The organism is Amycolatopsis sp. NPDC059657, from assembly GCF_042734395.1.
GTDB lineage: Bacteria > Actinomycetota > Actinomycetes > Mycobacteriales > Pseudonocardiaceae > Amycolatopsis.
The window spans coordinates 58783-76063 of the sequence record NZ_JBHWEB010000043.1 but is presented as its reverse complement, the minus strand read 5'-3'; the positions used below and the strand labels follow the sequence as shown (position 1 = coordinate 76063).

Below are 17281 nucleotides of genomic sequence, written 5' to 3'. Positions count from 1 at the left end.
TTGTTCCGTCGCAAGAACAATCATCCCAAGTCAGAGGGCATCTGCGCGTCTACGACACGATCAACTCACCAACAACACCGGTGGATCCAGGCTCAGCGTTGTGAACGAGGCATTCATTCCTTCAAGCGACCCGGTTAAGCGGTTGCGGGTGTCGGTAGGGTGGGTTTCATGATCGCTTTCAGCCGTTTGCGTACCGCCTGAGACGGCGTGACTCTTCGGGCCGCCCGCCGAGAGGGCGGCCCCGCACTTCTGCGCGCCGTCGGACACCTACTGCTCCGACAGGACGTCATTCCTTATGCGCCACCATATTTCCATGATCGGCTGCACCGCGCCGTCGCACATCTACCCGTCGCTCGCGCTCATCCGTGAGCTCGTCGGCCGGGGTCATCGGGTGACCTACGCGGTGGGTGAGCGGCTCGTCGACCTGATCACGCCGACCGGCGCCGAGCCGGTCGCGCATCCGTCACTGCTGCCCGGCGGCGAGGCCGAGTGGCCGGAGGACGCGGGTGCGGCCATGCGGATCTTCCTCGACGAGGCCATCGCCGTGCTGCCGCACCTGATCGAAACCTATGACAACGACCGGCCCGACCTCTTCCTCTATGACATCGGCGGGCTGGCCGCGCCGGTGCTCGGGCACCGCTATGGCGTGCCCGCGCTGCAGCTCTCCCCCACCTATGTCGCCTGGGACGGGTACGAGGAGGACTTCGCGGAGTTCATCGCCGGGCTGCGGGCGTCGGAATCCGGCGCCGCCTACTTCAAGGTGTACGGCGAATGGCTGGCGGAGAACGGGATCGACGCCGAGCCGTTCGCGTGGCTGTCGCATCCGGCGAACGTACTGTCGCTCATCCCGCGTGCGATGCAGCCGAACGCGGAGCGGGTCGGGCCACATGTCGAGTTCGTCGGGCCGTGTCTGGATCCCGGCAGGCTCGCCGATCGGAGCTGGTCCGCGCCCGAGGACGCGAAGGTGCTGCTGGTGTCGTTCGGGACCGCGGTGACCGACCAGCTCGACATCTACCGTGCCTGTATCGAGGGGTTCCGTGACTCGGACTGGCATGTCGTGATGAGCGTCGGGCACAAGGTGGACCTCGCGGCTCTCGGGGACGTCCCGGCGAACTTCGAGGTGCACCGCAGTGTGCCGCAGCTGGCGGTGCTCGAAGCCGCCTCGGCGTTCGTCACGCACGCCGGGATGGGCGGTAGTACCGAGTCGCTGTGGTTCGGGGTGCCGACGGTGGCGATCCCGTTCGCGACCGACGGGTTCGGCAACGCGGCCAGGCTCGAGGAGCTCGGCGCCGGCGTCCAGCTGCAGGCGGACCAGGTGACGGCGGCGGCTTTGCGGTCCTCTGTGGACCAGGTCGCCGGTGATCCCGCTGTGGCGCAACGGCTTGCCGTGCTCAGTCGCGAAGTGCGGGCGAACGGCGGGGTCGCCGAGGCGGCGGACGCCGTGGAATCCCACCTGCGGTGAGTGCTCACCCGGTCGGCGGCTTGCCCAGGGCCGCCGACCGGGTCCGGCGGGGCGAGGTTAGGGGCGGCTAGGGGTGTGCCACCCCCTGCCGGTGGCCTTAGCGTCACAGCGTAACCACCTTTCTTGCCCTGATCCGGGAAGGTCTTCGTCCCATGACCGAGGTCGTCACCCAGTCCGAAGCCACCGGGACCGAGCAGCCTCCGCTCTTCCCGATGAAGCGCCCGTGCCCGTTCAAGATGCCGGAGGAGTACGCGCGCCTGCGCGCGGAGGAGCCGGTTTCCAAGGTGACGTTGAAGGTGTCCGGCAAACAGGTGTGGATCATCACCAAGGCCGACGACGTCAGGAAGGTGCTCACCGACTCGACGCTGAGCTCCAACTGGAAGGAACCCGGCTACCCGCTGCCGGTCGCCGTGCCGGACGACATCCTGCAGGCGATGGAGCTGCCGCTGGTCGCGATGGACCCGCCGCAGCACACCGTCCGCCGCCGGATGCTGATCCCGGAGTTCACCGCGAAGCGGATGCAGGCGCTGCGGCCGAAGATCGAAAAGATCGTGCACGAGCACATCGACGCGATGCTCGCCAAGGGCGGCCCGGTCGACCTCGTCGAGGAGCTCGCCGTTCCGGTGCCCTCGCTGGTCTTCTGTGAGCTGCTGGGTGTGCCGGCCAGCGAGACCAGCTTCTTCCGCAACTACGCCGAGCTGACCACCAACCGCGAGGTCACGCCGATGGAGATCGGCATGGCGCAGCAGGAGATGGAGGCCTACCTCGACAAGCTGGTCACCGACCGCGGGGTCAACCCCAAGGACGATCTGCTGACCAGGCTCGTCGCACGTAACAACGAAGAGGGCAACCTCGCGCACTCCGACGTCGTCGCGCTCGCGCGCGTGCTGCTGTTCGGCGGGTTCGACACCATCGCCAACGTCGTGTCGCTCGGCACGGTCGCGCTGCTGCAGAACCCCGACCAGCTGCAACTGCTCAAGGACGACCCGTCGCTCACCGCGAACGCGGTCGGCGAGCTGCTGCGGTTCGCCAGCATCTCCGACCACGCCACCGCGCGCGTGCTGCCCCACGACATCACCGTCTCCGGGGTGACCATTCCCGCGGGCGACGGGATCATCGCGCTCAACGGCTCCGCGAACCGCGACGAGGAGCGCTGGGAGAACCCGGACATGCTCGACGTCTGCCGCGACACCAAGGGCCACGCGTCGTTCGGGCACGGGATCCACCAGTGCCCCGGCGCCAGCCTGGTCAAGGTGGAACTGGAGATCATCTTCAACGCGTTGTTCTCGCGGATACCCGGGCTGCGCCTGCACGGCGAGGTGCCGGACTCCGCGTACAAGCACGACGCCCTGATTTTCGGCATGTACGAACTACCGGTGACGTGGTGAGTGTCTTGCGCATCCTCTATGACCGTGAACGCTGTGTCGGCACGGGCTCGTGCGTCTTCGCCGAGCCCGCCGTCTTCGACCAGGACGAGGACGACGGCAGGCTCGTCGTCCTCGACGAGAATCCGGACGAGAACTTCCGCCAGGGCGTGCTGGACGCGATCGCGGTCTGCCCGGTCGCTGCCATAGAACTGGCCAAGGACTGAAAACGGCCGGTGTGCGGTTTCCCGCACACCGGCCGTTTTCTGTCGTATGTCCCCAGCCGAACCACGACCCGGAAAGCTTGCGATCAGTCAGGCGAGCACTGGAGTTCCAGCAGGTTGCCGCCTGGGTCACGCAGGTACGCGATGCGCGTGTCCGGCGCCCATTCGGGCCGGTCACGGGCGGGGCTGACGACGGTGGCACCGTGCTCCTCGCACAGGCGCTGCGCGCCGTCGACATCGACGAGCCGCAGGCACAGCAACGCCGGGTCGCCGACCGTGCCCGCGTTCTCCTGGCCGAGCATGGCCGCCATGATGCCGCGGTCGAGCAGCGCCAGCTGCGGGGTGGCCGCGTCGATGTCCCAGCGTGCGTAGGGTCCGTTCTCCTCGCCCTTCGCGAGCGTCGAACCCGCCAGCTTCGGCAAAACCGCGTTGTAGAACCGGAAGCAGGCCGGGAAGTTGTCGACGAGCAGCCGGACGTGCACTGTGTCCACCAGGTTGGGGGGTCGCGTGGTCATCCACACTCCTTCAAGAACTTCAGCCGGGTATCCGGTGAGCTCGCTACCGGATAGAATACTTAGTTGGTTACGTTCCGACGGAGGGCATTCACTATTCGGTCACACCGATGAGTGCCCGGAATGTGTCAACTGTGCGCCAAGGCTAACCGGGCGAACTTCCTGGCCACACCCCTAATATCCCCTACCCATGCACATCTTCGAGGCGCTTTTTCCACTCCGCTCACACTGGCCCCGATTCCCTTTACCAACTCTTTGGAATAAGCTCGGATAACGATTTCCGATTGAACCGAACGGCCTATTCGTAAAGTCGGCGACCGAACCCGCCCCGCTGACCAAGTTCGTTCGGACGTGTGTGTGGTACTTGAGGTAGGGTAAGCGGATGGGACATCGTGAGGATCTGCTCGTAGGAGCCAAGCGCTGCCTGATCGAGAAGGGGTACGCGCGAACCACCGCCAGGGACATCGTGGCGGCTTCCGGCACCAACCTCGCTTCGATCGGCTACCACTTCGGATCCAAGGAAGCACTGCTGAACGAGGCCCTCATGCAGGCCACCGAAGAGTGGGGCATGGAGCTCGGCCGCGCGATGGCCGTCGACACCCACCCGAACGCGACGCCGCTGGAGCGGTTCGAGGCGATCTGGAGCGGGATCGTGGAGCTGTTCGGCACGCACCGCCAGCTCTGGTCGGCGAACTTCGAGATCCTGGCGCAGATCGAGCACGTTCCCGAGGTCCGCACCGCGCTGACCGAGGCGAACAAGCAGGCTCGCCCCGGACTGGCCGCCATGTTCCAGGGCATCGACGAGGACGAGGACCCCAAGGGCGCCTGGGTGCTCGGCTGCTTCCACCAGGCGCTGCTGACCGGCGTCATGGCACAGTGGCTGGTCGACCCCGAGACGGCGCCGACCGGGCAGGACCTGGCCGAGGCGCTGCGCACGATCATGTCGGGCACGTCACTCGAGCCGAAGTCGGCCGCCACCCCCTAAACCTGACAAACCCACCCTTTTTCCGGGGCTCGAACGAAGGCTCGCCCGCATGCCGGGCGAGCCTTTCTTTCGCTGTTCATCAACGCGATGGATAAACGTTCTCTCGGCGAGCGCCGGCCCTTTAGGCACACTTCACGTCTCTATAGGCACAACTGCGATCCAGCCATGGACAAGCGGTATTCGCCAACCGCGAGCGTGACGCGCGAGTTCAGGTTGGTGAAGGGAGCCTTCACCCAGCTATACGCGGTGAACCAGGCCCTCACCCGGGATCGCGCTGGACGCGCCATCACCGACCGTGCGAGTGGCCACACGCACAAACGCCACTTATGCAACGCTGAGCGACACATACGCCCCGTTCGTTCCGTCCAGCCAGCACGAAAGCGACATTAAGGGCAAAAGCGGCGCGGGTCCCCCGCGGACACTTGCTGGGCTCTGGCCCAAACTCGGGTTTCGCGCGACTTTGCGGGCCCTTGTCGGCGAAACACGGAAGCCCCCTTCGGAATCGCCGGGATTCCAAAGGGGGCTTCCGTGTTTCCCGGGGAGCGGGCTCTAGGACGCCGTCGTGGCGAGTGCCATCGGCAGTTCGGCGGCGAGTGCGGAACGGGTGGTGACGTTGAGCTTGCGGTAGACCCGCGTCAGGTGCTGCTCGACCGTGCTCATGGTGATGAACAGCTGACGGCTGATCTCCCGGTTCGTCTGGCCCTGCGCGGCCAGCGAGGCGACCCGGCGCTCGGCTTCGCTCAGCAGGGACAGGGTTTCGTTGTGGAGGATGGACGGCAACGAGTCGAGCGTCTCCTCCTCGGTCAGCTGGACGTGGCAGCTCCGCGCGATCTCCGAGGCGCGGCGGACCAGGAGCCTGGCCTTGCCGTAGTCGCCGAGGAGGTGGTGGGTGCGGCCGAGTTCGCCGAGCGCGTGCGCGAGCTCGACCAGGTCGCCGCACTCCTGCAGCGCGGGAACGGCCTCGGTGAGGATCGCGACGCGCAGGTGCGGTTCGCTGGCCGCGGCCAGCGCGCGCAGTGAGGTGCCGCGGACGCGGGTGACGTCGCCGGTCGGGAGGCTGAGCTGGGCGGTGATCAGGTCACGGGCGGTCTGGGTGCGGCCGAGGCGGACGTACACGCGGGCCAGGTCGCCGCGCCACGGGAGGAAGGCGGGGAAGTCGAGGCCCCAGTCCTCCAGCAGCGCGCCGCAGGTGCGGAAATCGGCCAGTGCGGCGTGCAGCCTGCCGGTCGCCAGGTGGAAGCGGCCGCGGGCGTGGAGGAAAAGCGGCCAGTAGCGGGTTTCGGTGATGTCCTCCGGGAACGGGAACTTGACGAGCTCTTCGGCGTCTTCGAGCTTGTTCATCGCGGTCAGCGCGTACAGGCGGTGCGCCAGCGGCGAGCCGATGGCGACGCCCCAGTTCTTCGCGGACATCCCGGTCAGCGCCTGGGTGGCATGGCGGTCGGCGGCGAGAACGTCGCCGTCGCGCAGCGCGATGTGCGAACGGACGTCGGACAGCGCCGCGGTCCACGCCTTGGCTCGCTGGGCGCGGGCCTGCGCGCCGAGGGTCTCGCACCACTGGCCCGCCTTACCGGCCGAGCCGGTGTAGATCAGGGTGAACAGTGCCGAGAGAACCGCTTCGAGCGTGGTTTCGCCGACGCGGGCGCTCTGCAGCACCCGCTCGGCCGAGTCGACGGCCTCCGGCCCGATGAAGGTGGTGAGGTTGTCGGCGTCCAGTTCGGTCGCGGGGACGGGCTCGTGGTGCTCGTCGGCGGCGCCACCCGCCAGCACGGTCAGCACCGGCGGGTGCGCGAAGCGGACCCACTTGGCGGTCAGCTCGAGCTCGGCGGCGACCCGCGAGGCGTCCTCGGCGGACTCGCCGTTGCCCAGCAGCCGTCGGCGGACCTCGGCCTGGTCGGCGGCCGAGCGCAGCGGCGCGAGCAGCCGGACGTTGGCCGCCGGGTTGGTCAGGCCCTGGACCCTGGCGAGCATGGCGGTGAGGCCGGCGCGGCGGCGGTCGTCGTCGCAGACCTGCTGGGCCAGTTCCAGGCAGTCGACCGCGCGGAGCACGTCGTCGTCGGCGATGGCGTGGGTGGCGGCCTCCTGCAGCACCTCGACGACCCAGTCCTGCTCGACCGGACCGGCCGAGAGCAGGTGGTCGGCGATGTGCGACGCGGAGGCGCCCTCGTGGTAGAGCACGGTGGCGGCGCGGACGAACAACGCGGACTCGCCCTCGTCATCCATTTCGGCCAGCACGGCGGCGCGGAACTCGGGGTGGCGGAAGCGGCAGTCGTCGAGCACGCCGGTCGCGTTCAGCGCGGTCAGCGCCTGCGCCACCGCGGCGGGCTCGATCTCCAGCAGCTGGGCCAGCGCGTCGGCCGAGGAGTACTCGCCGAGCACGGCGACGCCGCGGGCGACCTCGAGCAGGCGCTCCTCCCAGCGGGTGAGGCAGGTGAGCAGCGCGTGGGTGGCGTGGCGGCCGACGACCAGGTGCGGGCCTGCCTCGGCACGGGCCAGGTGGTCCTCGATCAGCGCGCGCAGCAGGAACGGGTTGCCACCGCAGACGGCGTGGAACGAGGTCGCCAGGCGGGCGACCGTCAGCTGGTCCAGCTCGCTCTTGAGCACCTCGGTGACCGCCTTCAGCGAAAGCGGGGCGACCGTGACGCGGATGATCTCGCGGGAGCGCATGAGCTCGGCGTAGACCATGGAGTGCACCGAGCGCGGCTGCTGCCACTCGCTCAGCACGATCAGGACACGGGAGGAGGCGATGCGGCGCTGCAGGTAGAGGAGCACGCGCAGGCTCTCGACGTCGGCGTACTGCAGGTCGTCGACCGTGAGCACGACCGTGGTGTGCTGTGCCAGCTCCAGTACGGCCTCGCACAGCTCGGCGGCGTGCTCGGTGAAGGACTCCGGCTTGAGCGCGGCCTCGACGCGGACGGCCAGCTCGGCGGGCAGCGCCGCGGAGCGGAAGAGTTCCATCGCCAGTCCCAGCGGCAGGCGGTGGTCCGACGCGGAACCGGCGGCGCTGAACACCACGGCGCCTTCGGCGGCGGCGTGGGCGGCGAAGGCACGCAGCAGCGCGGACTTGCCGGTCGCGCCGGGGCCGCCGACCGCGACGACCCTGCCCTGACGCCGCGCGGCCTGACCGTAGGCGGAGTTCAGGGTCTCCCACTCGCTGCCGCGTTCTGCCAGTCGCATCTCAAGTCTCCTCCGCTTGCGCCCTGGAAAACCTGCGCTCCGGGCTGCCGTTCTGGAACCTATTAAACGCCATCCGAAACCAATATACAAGCGTCTTACACAGAAAACACGTTGCGTTGTGCGCGACCACAAATCGTGAGGACGCCCGTGACGGTCCGCGCTGTCCGACAGCCGCACAGGACACGGCCCCCGAGCACACTTGTCCGGCAAATCCGCAGCTTGAGCACTAGATCGACGAGGTGGCCAGATCAAAACCACCCCCTACCAGGGGTCACCATAATCCGACAAGCAGGACATATCAGACTAGATGATCGTCTAAGACGATGGTCTATGCGCCCCCTTTGAAGCCCCGCTCAAGGCCTCATGAATGACTATGACAGGTGCCTGAAATCGCTCTCTCGCAATTCTTTGAATAGGCGCACGATAACCTTGTACAGATTTATCAATAATGGATTTCGGTCACGCGACCTCGCGGGCCGTCGCGGAGAGCGCCATCGAACCGCAGGTCAGGCCCCACACCGGAGGCCGATCATGATCGTCACCGGTGAACGCACTACACCCGCCTTCGGTCATCAGCCACCCATTCGCGCTAAGGGAAGAATGGGGGGCGCACCGGCAGGCGGAACAAACCCTTACGGGTCAAGGAGAAGAGCGCCCCGGACGCGACGAAGCGCACGGCGGGTTCGCCGTGCGCTTCGTGTTTCGCGGGACAGTAGGGGTTCAGACCTCGTTGCGCATGAGACCGGCGTCACGCAGCTCGCCGACCCAGAGGTCCATGTCGGCCTTCATATGATCAGGATGCCGATCCCACAGGGTGGCGAGCATGCGCGCGGCAGCGTCGAGATTGCCGTCGTGCTGCCGGAGCGCGATCCACATCGCGGTACCCACCCGGCTGCACCGGAACCGGGCACCACTCTGCTCGGAGAAGAGCTCCAGCTGTCCGTCCGCCATGACGGTGGCCATCAGGCCTGGCTCGGGTCGCACTGGCATCTTCCCCCCTCTCGGGGCGCGGGGACCTCAGGCGGTCCGTTCAGCTCAGATCATACATACGTCTTACACTTGGAACTAGTACGTCCGTATGGGAATTTCGGCGCACTTGTCCGGCCAGCTTGGGACTGGCCGTCAGTATTGGTGTTCACGCTCTCCGTACACCAGTACCCCTAGTCGGTGAAGTTCGCCGCGCCGCCGCTCGAACTCGTCGGCTTTCGACATTTCAAGTGCTTTTCGACACCCTCTGAGCAGGACTTTCGCACCTCGTGAGAACTGAATCTAGTACCGAGTACAGATTTGGCGATTATCTGTGAACGGATCGTCAAACGGTTCTCTTGTATTCATTTGCAGACACTTTTGACCTTGCTGAACGAAAGACGGCGGGCACCCGCGGTCATCAAGACCATGGGTGCCCGCCGGTCGGCGATGAGGGCCTGTCATGCCTCCTGGACGTGCTTCGAGATCTCCGCCATCACCGCCGGCGCGTGCTCGTTGAGGTAGAAGTGCCCACCGGTGAAGACCTGCAAACTGAACTCGCCGCGCGTGTGGCTTGCCCAGCCGCGTGCCTCGTCGAGGGTGACCTCCGGGTCGCTGTTGCCGGTGAGCACCAGAATCGGGGTCTTGAGCTTGGGCCCCTCGGCGTAGCGGTACGTCTCGGCCGCCTTGTAGTCGCTGCGGATCGCCGGGATGCTCATCCGGAGCACCTCCTCGTCGCCGAGGATCGCCGCGTCCGTGCCGCTCATCTTCTTGAGGGTGTTGATCAGGCCGTCGTCGCTGGACTTGTGCACGACCTCGTTCTCGCGGTGCATCGACGGCGCGCGGCGGCCGGAGGCGAACAGCCCGAGCGGCACGATGCCCTGCGCTTCGAGCCGCAGCGCGACCTCGAAGGCGATGTTGGCGCCCAGGCTGTGCCCGAACAACGTCACGGGCTTGTCCAGCCAGCCGTTCTTGAGCTCCTCGACGATGGCGTCGGCGAGCAGGCGGACGTCGTCGATCAACGGCTCGGTGCGGCGGTCCTGCCTGCCCGGGTACTGGATGGCGAGCACGTCGATCTCCGGTGAGAGCGTGCGCGACACCGGGAAGTAGAACGGCGCGGAACCACCCGCGTGGGGGAAGCAGACGAGACGCGTGGCGGCGTCCGGCGCCGGGTGGAAGTTTCGGATCCAGGCACTGCCGGTCATGATGTTCCTCTCTCGGGTTGCTGCGTTTGGTTCGTCAACGGCTGGTGGCCCAGAATCCGGGCGGGGTGTAGCCATCGTCGCGCACCCAGCCGGGCGCGCGGCCCGGTTCGGGCGGCGTGCGCTCGGTGGTACGGAGCAGCGCGAGCACGGCGACCGTGGCGGCGGCGATCTCGTGGTCGTCCGGGTTTCCCTTGGTGACGACCAGAAACGGCGCGCTCATGCCGGCGGATTCCCGTGCTTGCGCGACGGGAGCCGCGAGTGCTTCGTGCGGAGCATGGCGAGCGCGTCGACCAGTGTCTGGCGGGTGACCGACGGGTCGATCACGTCGTCGACCAGTCCGCGCTCGGCGGCGTAGAACGGGTGCATCAGCTCGTCCCGGTACTCCTGGATGCGCTCGGCGCGCGCGGCCTCGGGGTCCTCGGCGGCGGCGATCTCCCGTCGGAAGACGACGTTGGCGGCGCCCTCCGCGCCCATGACGGCGATTTCGTTGGTGGGCCAGGCGAAGGAGAGGTCTGCGCCGATCGAGCGCGAGTCCATGACGATGTACGCGCCGCCGTACGCCTTGCGCACGATCAGCTGGATGCGCGGGACGGTGGCGTTGCAGTAGGCGTAGAGCAGCTTCGCGCCGTGGCGGATGATCCCGCCGTGTTCCTGGTCCTTGCCCGGCAGGAAGCCCGGTACGTCGACCATCGTGATCAGCGGGATGCTGAACGAGTCGCAGAGGGAAACGAAGCGAGCGGCCTTCTCAGAGGCGTGTATGTCCAACACGCCCGCGTACGAGGCGGGCTGGTTCGCGACGATGCCGACGACGTGACCGTCGAGCCTGGCGAGCCCGCAGATGATGTTGGTGGCCCAGCCGGCGTGCACCTCGAACAGGTCGCCGTCATCGATGATCTCCTCGATGACCGCGCGCATGTCGTAGGACTGGTTCGGGTCGGCGGGGACGATGTCGAGCAGCGACTCGCTGCGCCGGTACGCCGGGTCGTCCGGCCGGACGGACGGCGGGAGCTCGCGGTTGTTCTGCGGCAGCAGGGAAAGCAGGTGCCTGACCTCTTCGAGGCACTCCTCCTCGGAGTCGTACATGAACCCGGCGGCGCCGGAGACACCCGCGTGGACCTCCGCGCCGCCGAGCTGCTCGTGGGTGATCTCCTCGCCGGTGACGCTGCGGACCACGTCCGGCCCGGTGATGTACATCTGCGCGGAGCCGCGGACCATGAACACGAAGTCGGTCAACGCGGGCGAGTACGTCGCGCCGCCGGCGCACGGGCCGAGCATGACGGAGATCTGCGGGATCACGCCGGAACACCGGACGTTGCGCCGGAAGATGCCGCCGTAGCCCGCGAGCGCGGTGACACCTTCCTGGATGCGGGCGCCCGCGCCGTCGCTGAGCGAGACGATGGGCGCACCCGCGGACTCGGCGAGATCCATGACCTTGTGGATCTTTTCGGCGTGCGCCTCGCCCAGCGAGCCGCCGAAGACACGGAAGTCGTGCGCGTAGACGAAGACGGTGCGGCCGTTGACCAGTCCCCAGCCGGTGACGACCCCGTCGCCGTGCGGCTTCTTGTCCTCCAGGCCGAACCCGGTCGCCCGATGCCTGCGGAAACCCTCGATCTCGCGGAAGGTGTTCTTGTCGAAGAGCAGGTCGAGGCGTTCGCGGACGGTGAGCTTTCCCTTGGCGTGCTGGGCTTCCGTCGCCTTGTTCGACGGACCGGCCTGCGCCGCCTCGCGGGTCAGCTCCAGCTCGACCACGCGTGACCGCAGATCCGGCCGGGGAGTCTTCACCTCGACGCCGAACTCCTCAACAACGGACATCTCGCAACTCCACGTCTGCTTGGGGGTGAGGCCCGGCCCCGGCCTGCTGTCTAAAACGATCGTCTGTCTAAATCTTCCTTTCGGGAACCCCTACCCGCCCCCTGCCTTCCCGAGGCCGGCCTCGTAACTTGCTCGCTGTGCACGCGTGTCCGCGTTTCCTGCATGCGTGTCCGCGTTCTGTGCGGCCCCACCCCATGTACAGGAATCGCAAGTTGGCGTGCAGGGAACGCAAGTTGGCGTGCAGGGAACGCGGACACGCGTACGCAGAGAGCAAGCCGAAGGCCACGCCTGGCGCCGGTGGGCGGTAGGCGTGGCCTTCGGGGTCGGAAATGTCGGGTGGTTAGGCGAGTTCGGAGTCGAGGATGGCGAAGAGGTCGTCGGCGCTGGCGTCGGTGATGTCGGCGGCGGGTTCTTGGGTGGTGGGGAGGGACTCGGCCCACTTGGCGGCCAGTGCTTTGAGGCGGGCCGAGATCTGGGCGTGCTGCTCTTCGGAGGTGGGGGTGGTGGCGGCGAGTGCCGATTCGAGTTTGGCGAGGTCGGACTCGAGGGGGGTGGCCGCGGTCTCGTCGACGAGCTGGGTGGCGAGGTAGGCGGCGACCGAGGCGGCGTCGGGGTAGTCGAAGATCAGGGTGGCCGGGATGCGCTTGCCGGTGACCGTGCCGAGGCGGTTGCGGAGCTCCAGCGCGGTGAGCGAGTCGAAGCCCATGTCGAGGAAGCCGCGGTCGGTTTCGATGGAGTCGGGCTTGTCGTGGCCGAGTACCGCGGCGATGTGGCCGCGCAGGACTTCGAGGATCGCCTGGTCGCGCTCCTCGCCGGTGAGGCCGGCGAGCTTCTGGAGCAGCGAACCGCCGGGTGCGGCGGAGACGGCCGCGCGTGGCGGGGCCTTGACCAGGCCGCGGAAGGCGGTCGGGATCGGGTCCAGCGCACGCAGAGCCTTGAGGTCCAGTTTGACCGGGACGAGGACCGGGCTGTCGATGGCGAGTGCGGTGTCGAGGAGCGCGAGGCCTTCGTCCGACGGGAGGCCCGCGACGCCCGAGCGGGCGACGTCGGCCTCGGCCAGGTGGTCGGTCATCTCGCTCTTCTGCTGCCACAGGCCCCAGGCGAGGGAATGCGCCGGGAGACCGAGGGAACGGCGGTGGACGGCGAGTGCGTCGACGAAGGTGTTGGCGGCGCCGTAGTTCGCCTGGCCCGCGGTGCCGGTGACGCCCGAGACCGAGGAGAACAGGACGAAGGCCGACAGGTCGCCCGCGAGTTCGTGCAGGTGCCAGGCGGCGTCCGCCTTGGGACGGATGACCTTCTCCAGCCGGTCGGGGTTCAGCGAGGTGACGATGCCGTCGTCGAGGACGCCCGCCGTGTGGACGATCCCGTTGACCGGGTGCGCCTCCAAGAGACCGGCGACCGAGGCGCGGTCCGAGACGTCGCAGGCCGCGATTGTCACGCTCGCTCCAAGCTCCTCCAAGGAGGCCTTCAGCTCGGCCGCGCCGGGGGCATCCGCTCCTCGGCGGCTGGTGAGCAAAAGCGAGGTGACGCCGCTCGACGCGAGGTGGCGGGCCACCAGTGCGCCGAGACCGCCGGTGCCTCCGGTGACCAGCACCGTGCCGGTCCACGGCGACTCGCCGGTCACCTCAGACTCCGCGACCTTCGCCAGGCGGGGGACGTACAGCGCTCCCCCGCGCACCGCGACCTCGGGTTCGCCCGTGGCCAAAGCGGCTTCGACGGAAGCGGGGTCGTCGGTGTCGACGAGCACGAACCGGCCGGGGTTCTCTTCCTGGGCCGCGCGGACCAGGCCCCAGACCGGGGCCTGGGTCAGGTCGATCTCGGTGCCGCCGGCCGGGACGGCGTTGCCGGTGACGAAGACCAGCTGGGCGGCCTGGTCTTCGTCGATCCAGTCCTGGACCTTCGCCAAGATCGTGTTGGTGTTGGCGTGCAGGGACTCCAGAACGTCCGAACCGGACTCCACAGTGAACAGCACGTGCTCGGGAACCGAGCCCGCGACAGCGGGCAGCGGTGTCCATTCCAGACGGTAGAGCGACTCCGTGCGCCCGCCTCGCGAAAGCTGCTCGGGCGAGACCGCGCGGGACACCAGCGATTCCACACTCAACACCGGCGCGCCGGAAGCGTCGGCCACCGCGAAGGAAACACTGTCCTTTCCGGACGGTGACATCCGGACACGCAGGCCGGAAGCGCCCGCCGCGTGCAGTGAGACGCCACGCCAGGCGAACGGCAGCAACGTGTCGCCCTCGCCCTCGGCGAGCAGGTCCGCGTGCATCGAAGCGTCGAGCAGTGCCGGGTGCAGGCCGAACCCGTCGGCCGAAGTGCCGTCCGGCAGAGCGACCTCGGCGTAGACGTCTTCGCCGTGCTTCCAGGCCGCTCGCAGGCCCTGGAACACCGGTCCGTACTCGTAGCCACGGGTGATCAAGCGCTCGTAAGCACCCTCGACCGGCAGCGGGGTCGCACCCGCGGGCGGCCATTCGCCGAGGTCGAACGAAGGCGCCGCGCCACCGGGCTTGAGCTGGCCTTCGGCATGCCGGGTCCACGAACCTTCGTCATCGCGGGAATACACCGCGACCGAACGCTCGCCGTCGGAACCCGCCGCGCCGACTACGACCTGCACCGCGAGGCCACCCTCTTCGGGCAGTACCAGCGGCGCTTCCAACGTCAGCTCGTCGATGAACGGGGTGCCGACCTGCTCCCCCGCGCGCACCGCGAGTTCCACGAAAGCCGTGCCGGGCACCAAGATCGAACCCATCACGGAGTGGTCGGCGAGCCACGGCTGCTTGTCGACACCGAGACGTCCGGTCAGCACGACCCCGTCGGAATCCGGCGAGGCGACGACCGCGCTGAGCAGTGGGTGCTCGGCCGGGACCTGGCCGATGCTCGACGCGTCGCCCGAGGAGGCGGGCGCACCGGCCCAGTACTTCTGGTGCTGGAAGGCGTAGGTCGGCAGCTTGACGCGGCGGGCGGCGCGGCCGTCGAAGAACTTGACCCAGTCGACGCGGGTGCCGCGGGCGTGCGCGAGTCCCAGGGCCGAGATCAGCTCCTGCTCCTCACCGCGGTCGCGGCGCAGCACCGCGGCGAACGCGGCGTCACCGGTCACCGACTCCTCGCCGATCGCGGTCAGCGCCGCGTCGGGGCCGAGTTCCAGGAACGTGGTGACGCGCTTGGACTCCAGCTTGCGCACGGCGTCGGAGAAGCGGACGGCTTCGCGGACATGGGTGACCCAGTACTCGGGTGAACCGAGGTCCTTGGCGACGTCGCCGGTGACCGTCGAGATGATCGGGATCTTCGGCGTGCCGTAGGTGAGGCTCGACGCGATCGCGCGGAACCCGGCGAGCATCGGCTCCATCAGCGGCGAATGGAACGCGTGACTCACCTTGAGCTGCTTGGTCTTGCGGCCCTCGGCCTTGAAGTGGTCGGCGATGGCCAGCGCGAACTTCTCTTCGCCGGACACGACGACCGAGTTCGGCGCGTTGACCGCGGCGATGCTCACGGACTCGGTGAGATGCGGCTTGACCTCGTCCTCGGACGCCTGGATGGCCACCATCGAGCCGCCGGCGGGCAGCGACTGCATGAGACGGCCACGGTAAGCGACCAGCTTGGCCGCGTCGGGCAGCGAGAGCACACCGGAGACGTGCGCGGCCGACAGCTCGCCGATCGAGTGCCCTGCCAGGTACTCCGGCCGGACACCCCAGGATTCGAGCAAGCGGAACAGCGCGACCTCGATCGCGAACAGGCCGCTCTGCGTGAACTGCGTCTGCGCGAGCAGGTCCGCGTCGTCGCCCCACATGACCGGGCGTAACGGCTGCTCGAGGTGCTTGTCGAGTTCGGCGATCGCCTCGTCCAGAGCGGACGCGAACACCGGGAACGCCGCGGCCAGTTCACGGCCCATGCCGAGGCGCTGCGCACCCTGGCCGGTGAACAGGAACGCGGTCAAGCCGCCCTTGGCGACACCCTGCGGGACACCGGAACCATCGCCGGTGGCCAGCGATCGGACTCCGGCGAGCAGTTCCTCGCGGGTGGCGCCGACGACCGTCGCGCGACGCTCCAAAGAGGACCGGGTGGTCGCCAGCGAGAAGCCGATGTCTTCCAAGGAAACCTCGGAGTCCACAAAGGACGCCAAGCGCGCGGCCTGGCCACGCAGCGCTTCGGGGCTCTTGGCCGACAAGACCCACGGAACCACAGTGGACTTGACCGTGGGCTCAGGACGCGGCGGCTCGACATGAGCCGGGGCCTCTTCGATGATGACGTGCGCGTTGGTCCCGCTGATGCCGAACGACGAGATCCCGGCGCGCTTCGGGCGGCCGCGATCCGGCCACGGCATGGCCTCGGTCAGCAGCTTGACGTTGCCAGCGGACCAGTCGACCTGCGGGGTCGGCTCGTCGACGTGCAGTGTCTTCGGGAGGATCCCGCGCCGCATGGCCTCGACCATCTTGATGATGCCGGAGACACCGGCGGCCGCCTGGGTGTGTCCCAGGTTCGACTTGACCGAGCCGAGCCACAGCGGCTCGTCGTCCGGCCGGTTGCGGCCGTAGGTCGCCAGCAGCGCCTGCGCCTCGATCGGGTCACCGAGCCGGGTGCCCGTGCCGTGCGCCTCGATGGCGTCCACATCGGACGGTTGCAGGCCGCCTTCCTTCAGCGCGGCCTTGATGACGCGTTGCTGCGAAGGGCCGTTCGGCGTGGTGATGCCGGACGAGGCGCCGTCCTGGTTGATCGCCGAGGCACGCACGATCGCCAGCACGTTGTGCCCTTTGGCACGCGCGTCGGAGAGCTTTTCGATCAGCAGCAAGCCGGAGCCCTCGCCCCAGCCGGTGCCGTCCGCCGCGGCCGCGAAGGACTTGCAGCGGCCGTCGACGGACAGCCCGCGCTGCTTCGAGAAATACAGGAACGTGTCCGGCGTGCACATGACAGTGACGCCCCCGACGAGCGCCATCGGCACTTCGCCGGCACGAATCGCCTGTATCGCCCAGTGCAGCGCGATCAGGGAGGACGAGCACGCGGTGTCCACGCTGACCGACGGCCCTTCCAGGCCCAGCGTGAACGACACCCGCCCGGTCACGAGAGAGCCGCCCGCCGCGGCTCCCTCGTAGTCGTGGTACATCACACCGGCGAAGACACCGACGCGCTCACCCTCCAGCGAGCGCGGGTCGATACCCGCGTCCTCGAAGGTCTCCCAAGCTGTTTCCAGCAGAATGCGTTGCTGTGGATCCATTTCCGCGGCTTCGCGCGGCGAGATGCCGAACAGGTCGGGGTCGAACTCCCCCGCCTCGTGCAGAAACGCTCCATCGATCGAGACCGTCTTGCCCTCTTTGCCCGGCTCCGGGTCGTAGAGGCCCTTGGTGTCCCAGCCGCGGTCGACCGGGAACTGGGTGATCCCGTCCTTGCCTGCCGCGATCAGGTCCCACAGCTGCTCGGAACTGTTGATGCCACCGGGGAACCGGCAGCCCATCCCGACGATCGCGATCGGCTCATGGTCGGCCGGACCGGCCTCGGCGAGCTGTTTGTTCGCCTCCTTGAGCCGCTCGTTCTCGGCCATGGTCTTGCGGAGCGCTGCGACGATCTGCTCGACGTCTGCCACGT

General features: G+C 68.1%; 11 protein-coding genes. 4 read left to right on the top strand and 7 right to left on the bottom strand.

Annotated elements, in window-relative coordinates:
• Positions 1 to 295: 295 nt before the first annotated feature.
• From ACFV15_RS23500 to ACFV15_RS23490, 3 genes are all read left to right on the top strand, one after another.
• Positions 296 to 1462 (top strand): macrolide family glycosyltransferase, encoded by a 1167-nt coding sequence (locus ACFV15_RS23500; RefSeq protein ID WP_378352714.1) that lies wholly within the window; start codon positions 296 to 298, stop codon positions 1460 to 1462.
• A gap of 152 nt (positions 1463 to 1614) precedes the next feature.
• Positions 1615 to 2850, top strand: coding sequence for a cytochrome P450 (locus ACFV15_RS23495; protein WP_378352713.1), 1236 nt, complete (start codon positions 1615 to 1617; stop codon positions 2848 to 2850).
• A gap of 5 nt (positions 2851 to 2855) precedes the next feature.
• Entirely contained in the window at positions 2856 to 3053 is a 198-nt protein-coding gene (locus ACFV15_RS23490; protein ID WP_378352712.1) for a ferredoxin, read from the top strand.
• Positions 3054 to 3136: 83 nt separating this feature from the next.
• Here ACFV15_RS23490 and ACFV15_RS23485 read toward each other — a convergent pair whose 3' ends face one another.
• Positions 3137 to 3565 carry a VOC family protein gene (locus ACFV15_RS23485; protein ID WP_378352711.1) on the bottom strand — a complete coding sequence of 143 codons (429 nt, stop codon included), beginning with the start codon at positions 3563 to 3565 and terminating at the stop codon, positions 3137 to 3139.
• A 379-nt stretch (positions 3566 to 3944) separates the two neighbouring features.
• Between ACFV15_RS23485 and ACFV15_RS23480 the strand changes: the two genes are divergently transcribed.
• Positions 3945 to 4547, top strand: coding sequence for a TetR/AcrR family transcriptional regulator (locus tag ACFV15_RS23480; RefSeq protein WP_378352710.1), 603 nt, complete (start codon positions 3945 to 3947; stop codon positions 4545 to 4547).
• A 549-nt stretch (positions 4548 to 5096) separates the two neighbouring features.
• On the opposite strand, the gene ACFV15_RS23475 is transcribed toward ACFV15_RS23480, so the two are convergent.
• From ACFV15_RS23475 to ACFV15_RS23450, 6 genes are all read right to left on the bottom strand, one after another.
• Positions 5097 to 7721: an AAA family ATPase gene (locus tag ACFV15_RS23475; RefSeq protein WP_378352709.1), complete on the bottom strand. Its 2625-nt coding sequence runs from the start codon at positions 7719 to 7721 to the stop codon at positions 5097 to 5099.
• A 720-nt stretch (positions 7722 to 8441) separates the two neighbouring features.
• Positions 8442 to 8711 carry a PqqD family protein gene (locus tag ACFV15_RS23470; protein WP_091294748.1) on the bottom strand — a complete coding sequence of 90 codons (270 nt, stop codon included), beginning with the start codon at positions 8709 to 8711 and terminating at the stop codon, positions 8442 to 8444.
• Positions 8712 to 9148: 437 nt separating this feature from the next.
• Positions 9149 to 9892: a thioesterase II family protein gene (locus ACFV15_RS23465; RefSeq protein ID WP_378352708.1), complete on the bottom strand. Its 744-nt coding sequence runs from the start codon at positions 9890 to 9892 to the stop codon at positions 9149 to 9151.
• Between the two features lie 34 nt (positions 9893 to 9926).
• On the bottom strand, positions 9927 to 10112 hold the full coding sequence (locus tag ACFV15_RS23460) for an acyl-CoA carboxylase epsilon subunit (RefSeq protein WP_378352707.1): 186 nt from the start codon (positions 10110 to 10112) through the stop codon (positions 9927 to 9929).
• Positions 10109 to 11704: an acyl-CoA carboxylase subunit beta gene (locus ACFV15_RS23455; protein ID WP_378352706.1), complete on the bottom strand. Its 1596-nt coding sequence runs from the start codon at positions 11702 to 11704 to the stop codon at positions 10109 to 10111. Before ACFV15_RS23455 ends, ACFV15_RS23460 begins: the two co-directional genes overlap by 4 nt.
• A 340-nt stretch (positions 11705 to 12044) precedes the next feature.
• Complete coding sequence (locus ACFV15_RS23450; protein WP_378352705.1) at positions 12045 to 17279, bottom strand: SDR family NAD(P)-dependent oxidoreductase; 5235 nt, start codon at positions 17277 to 17279, stop codon at positions 12045 to 12047.
• Positions 17280 to 17281: the final 2 nt, after the last annotated feature.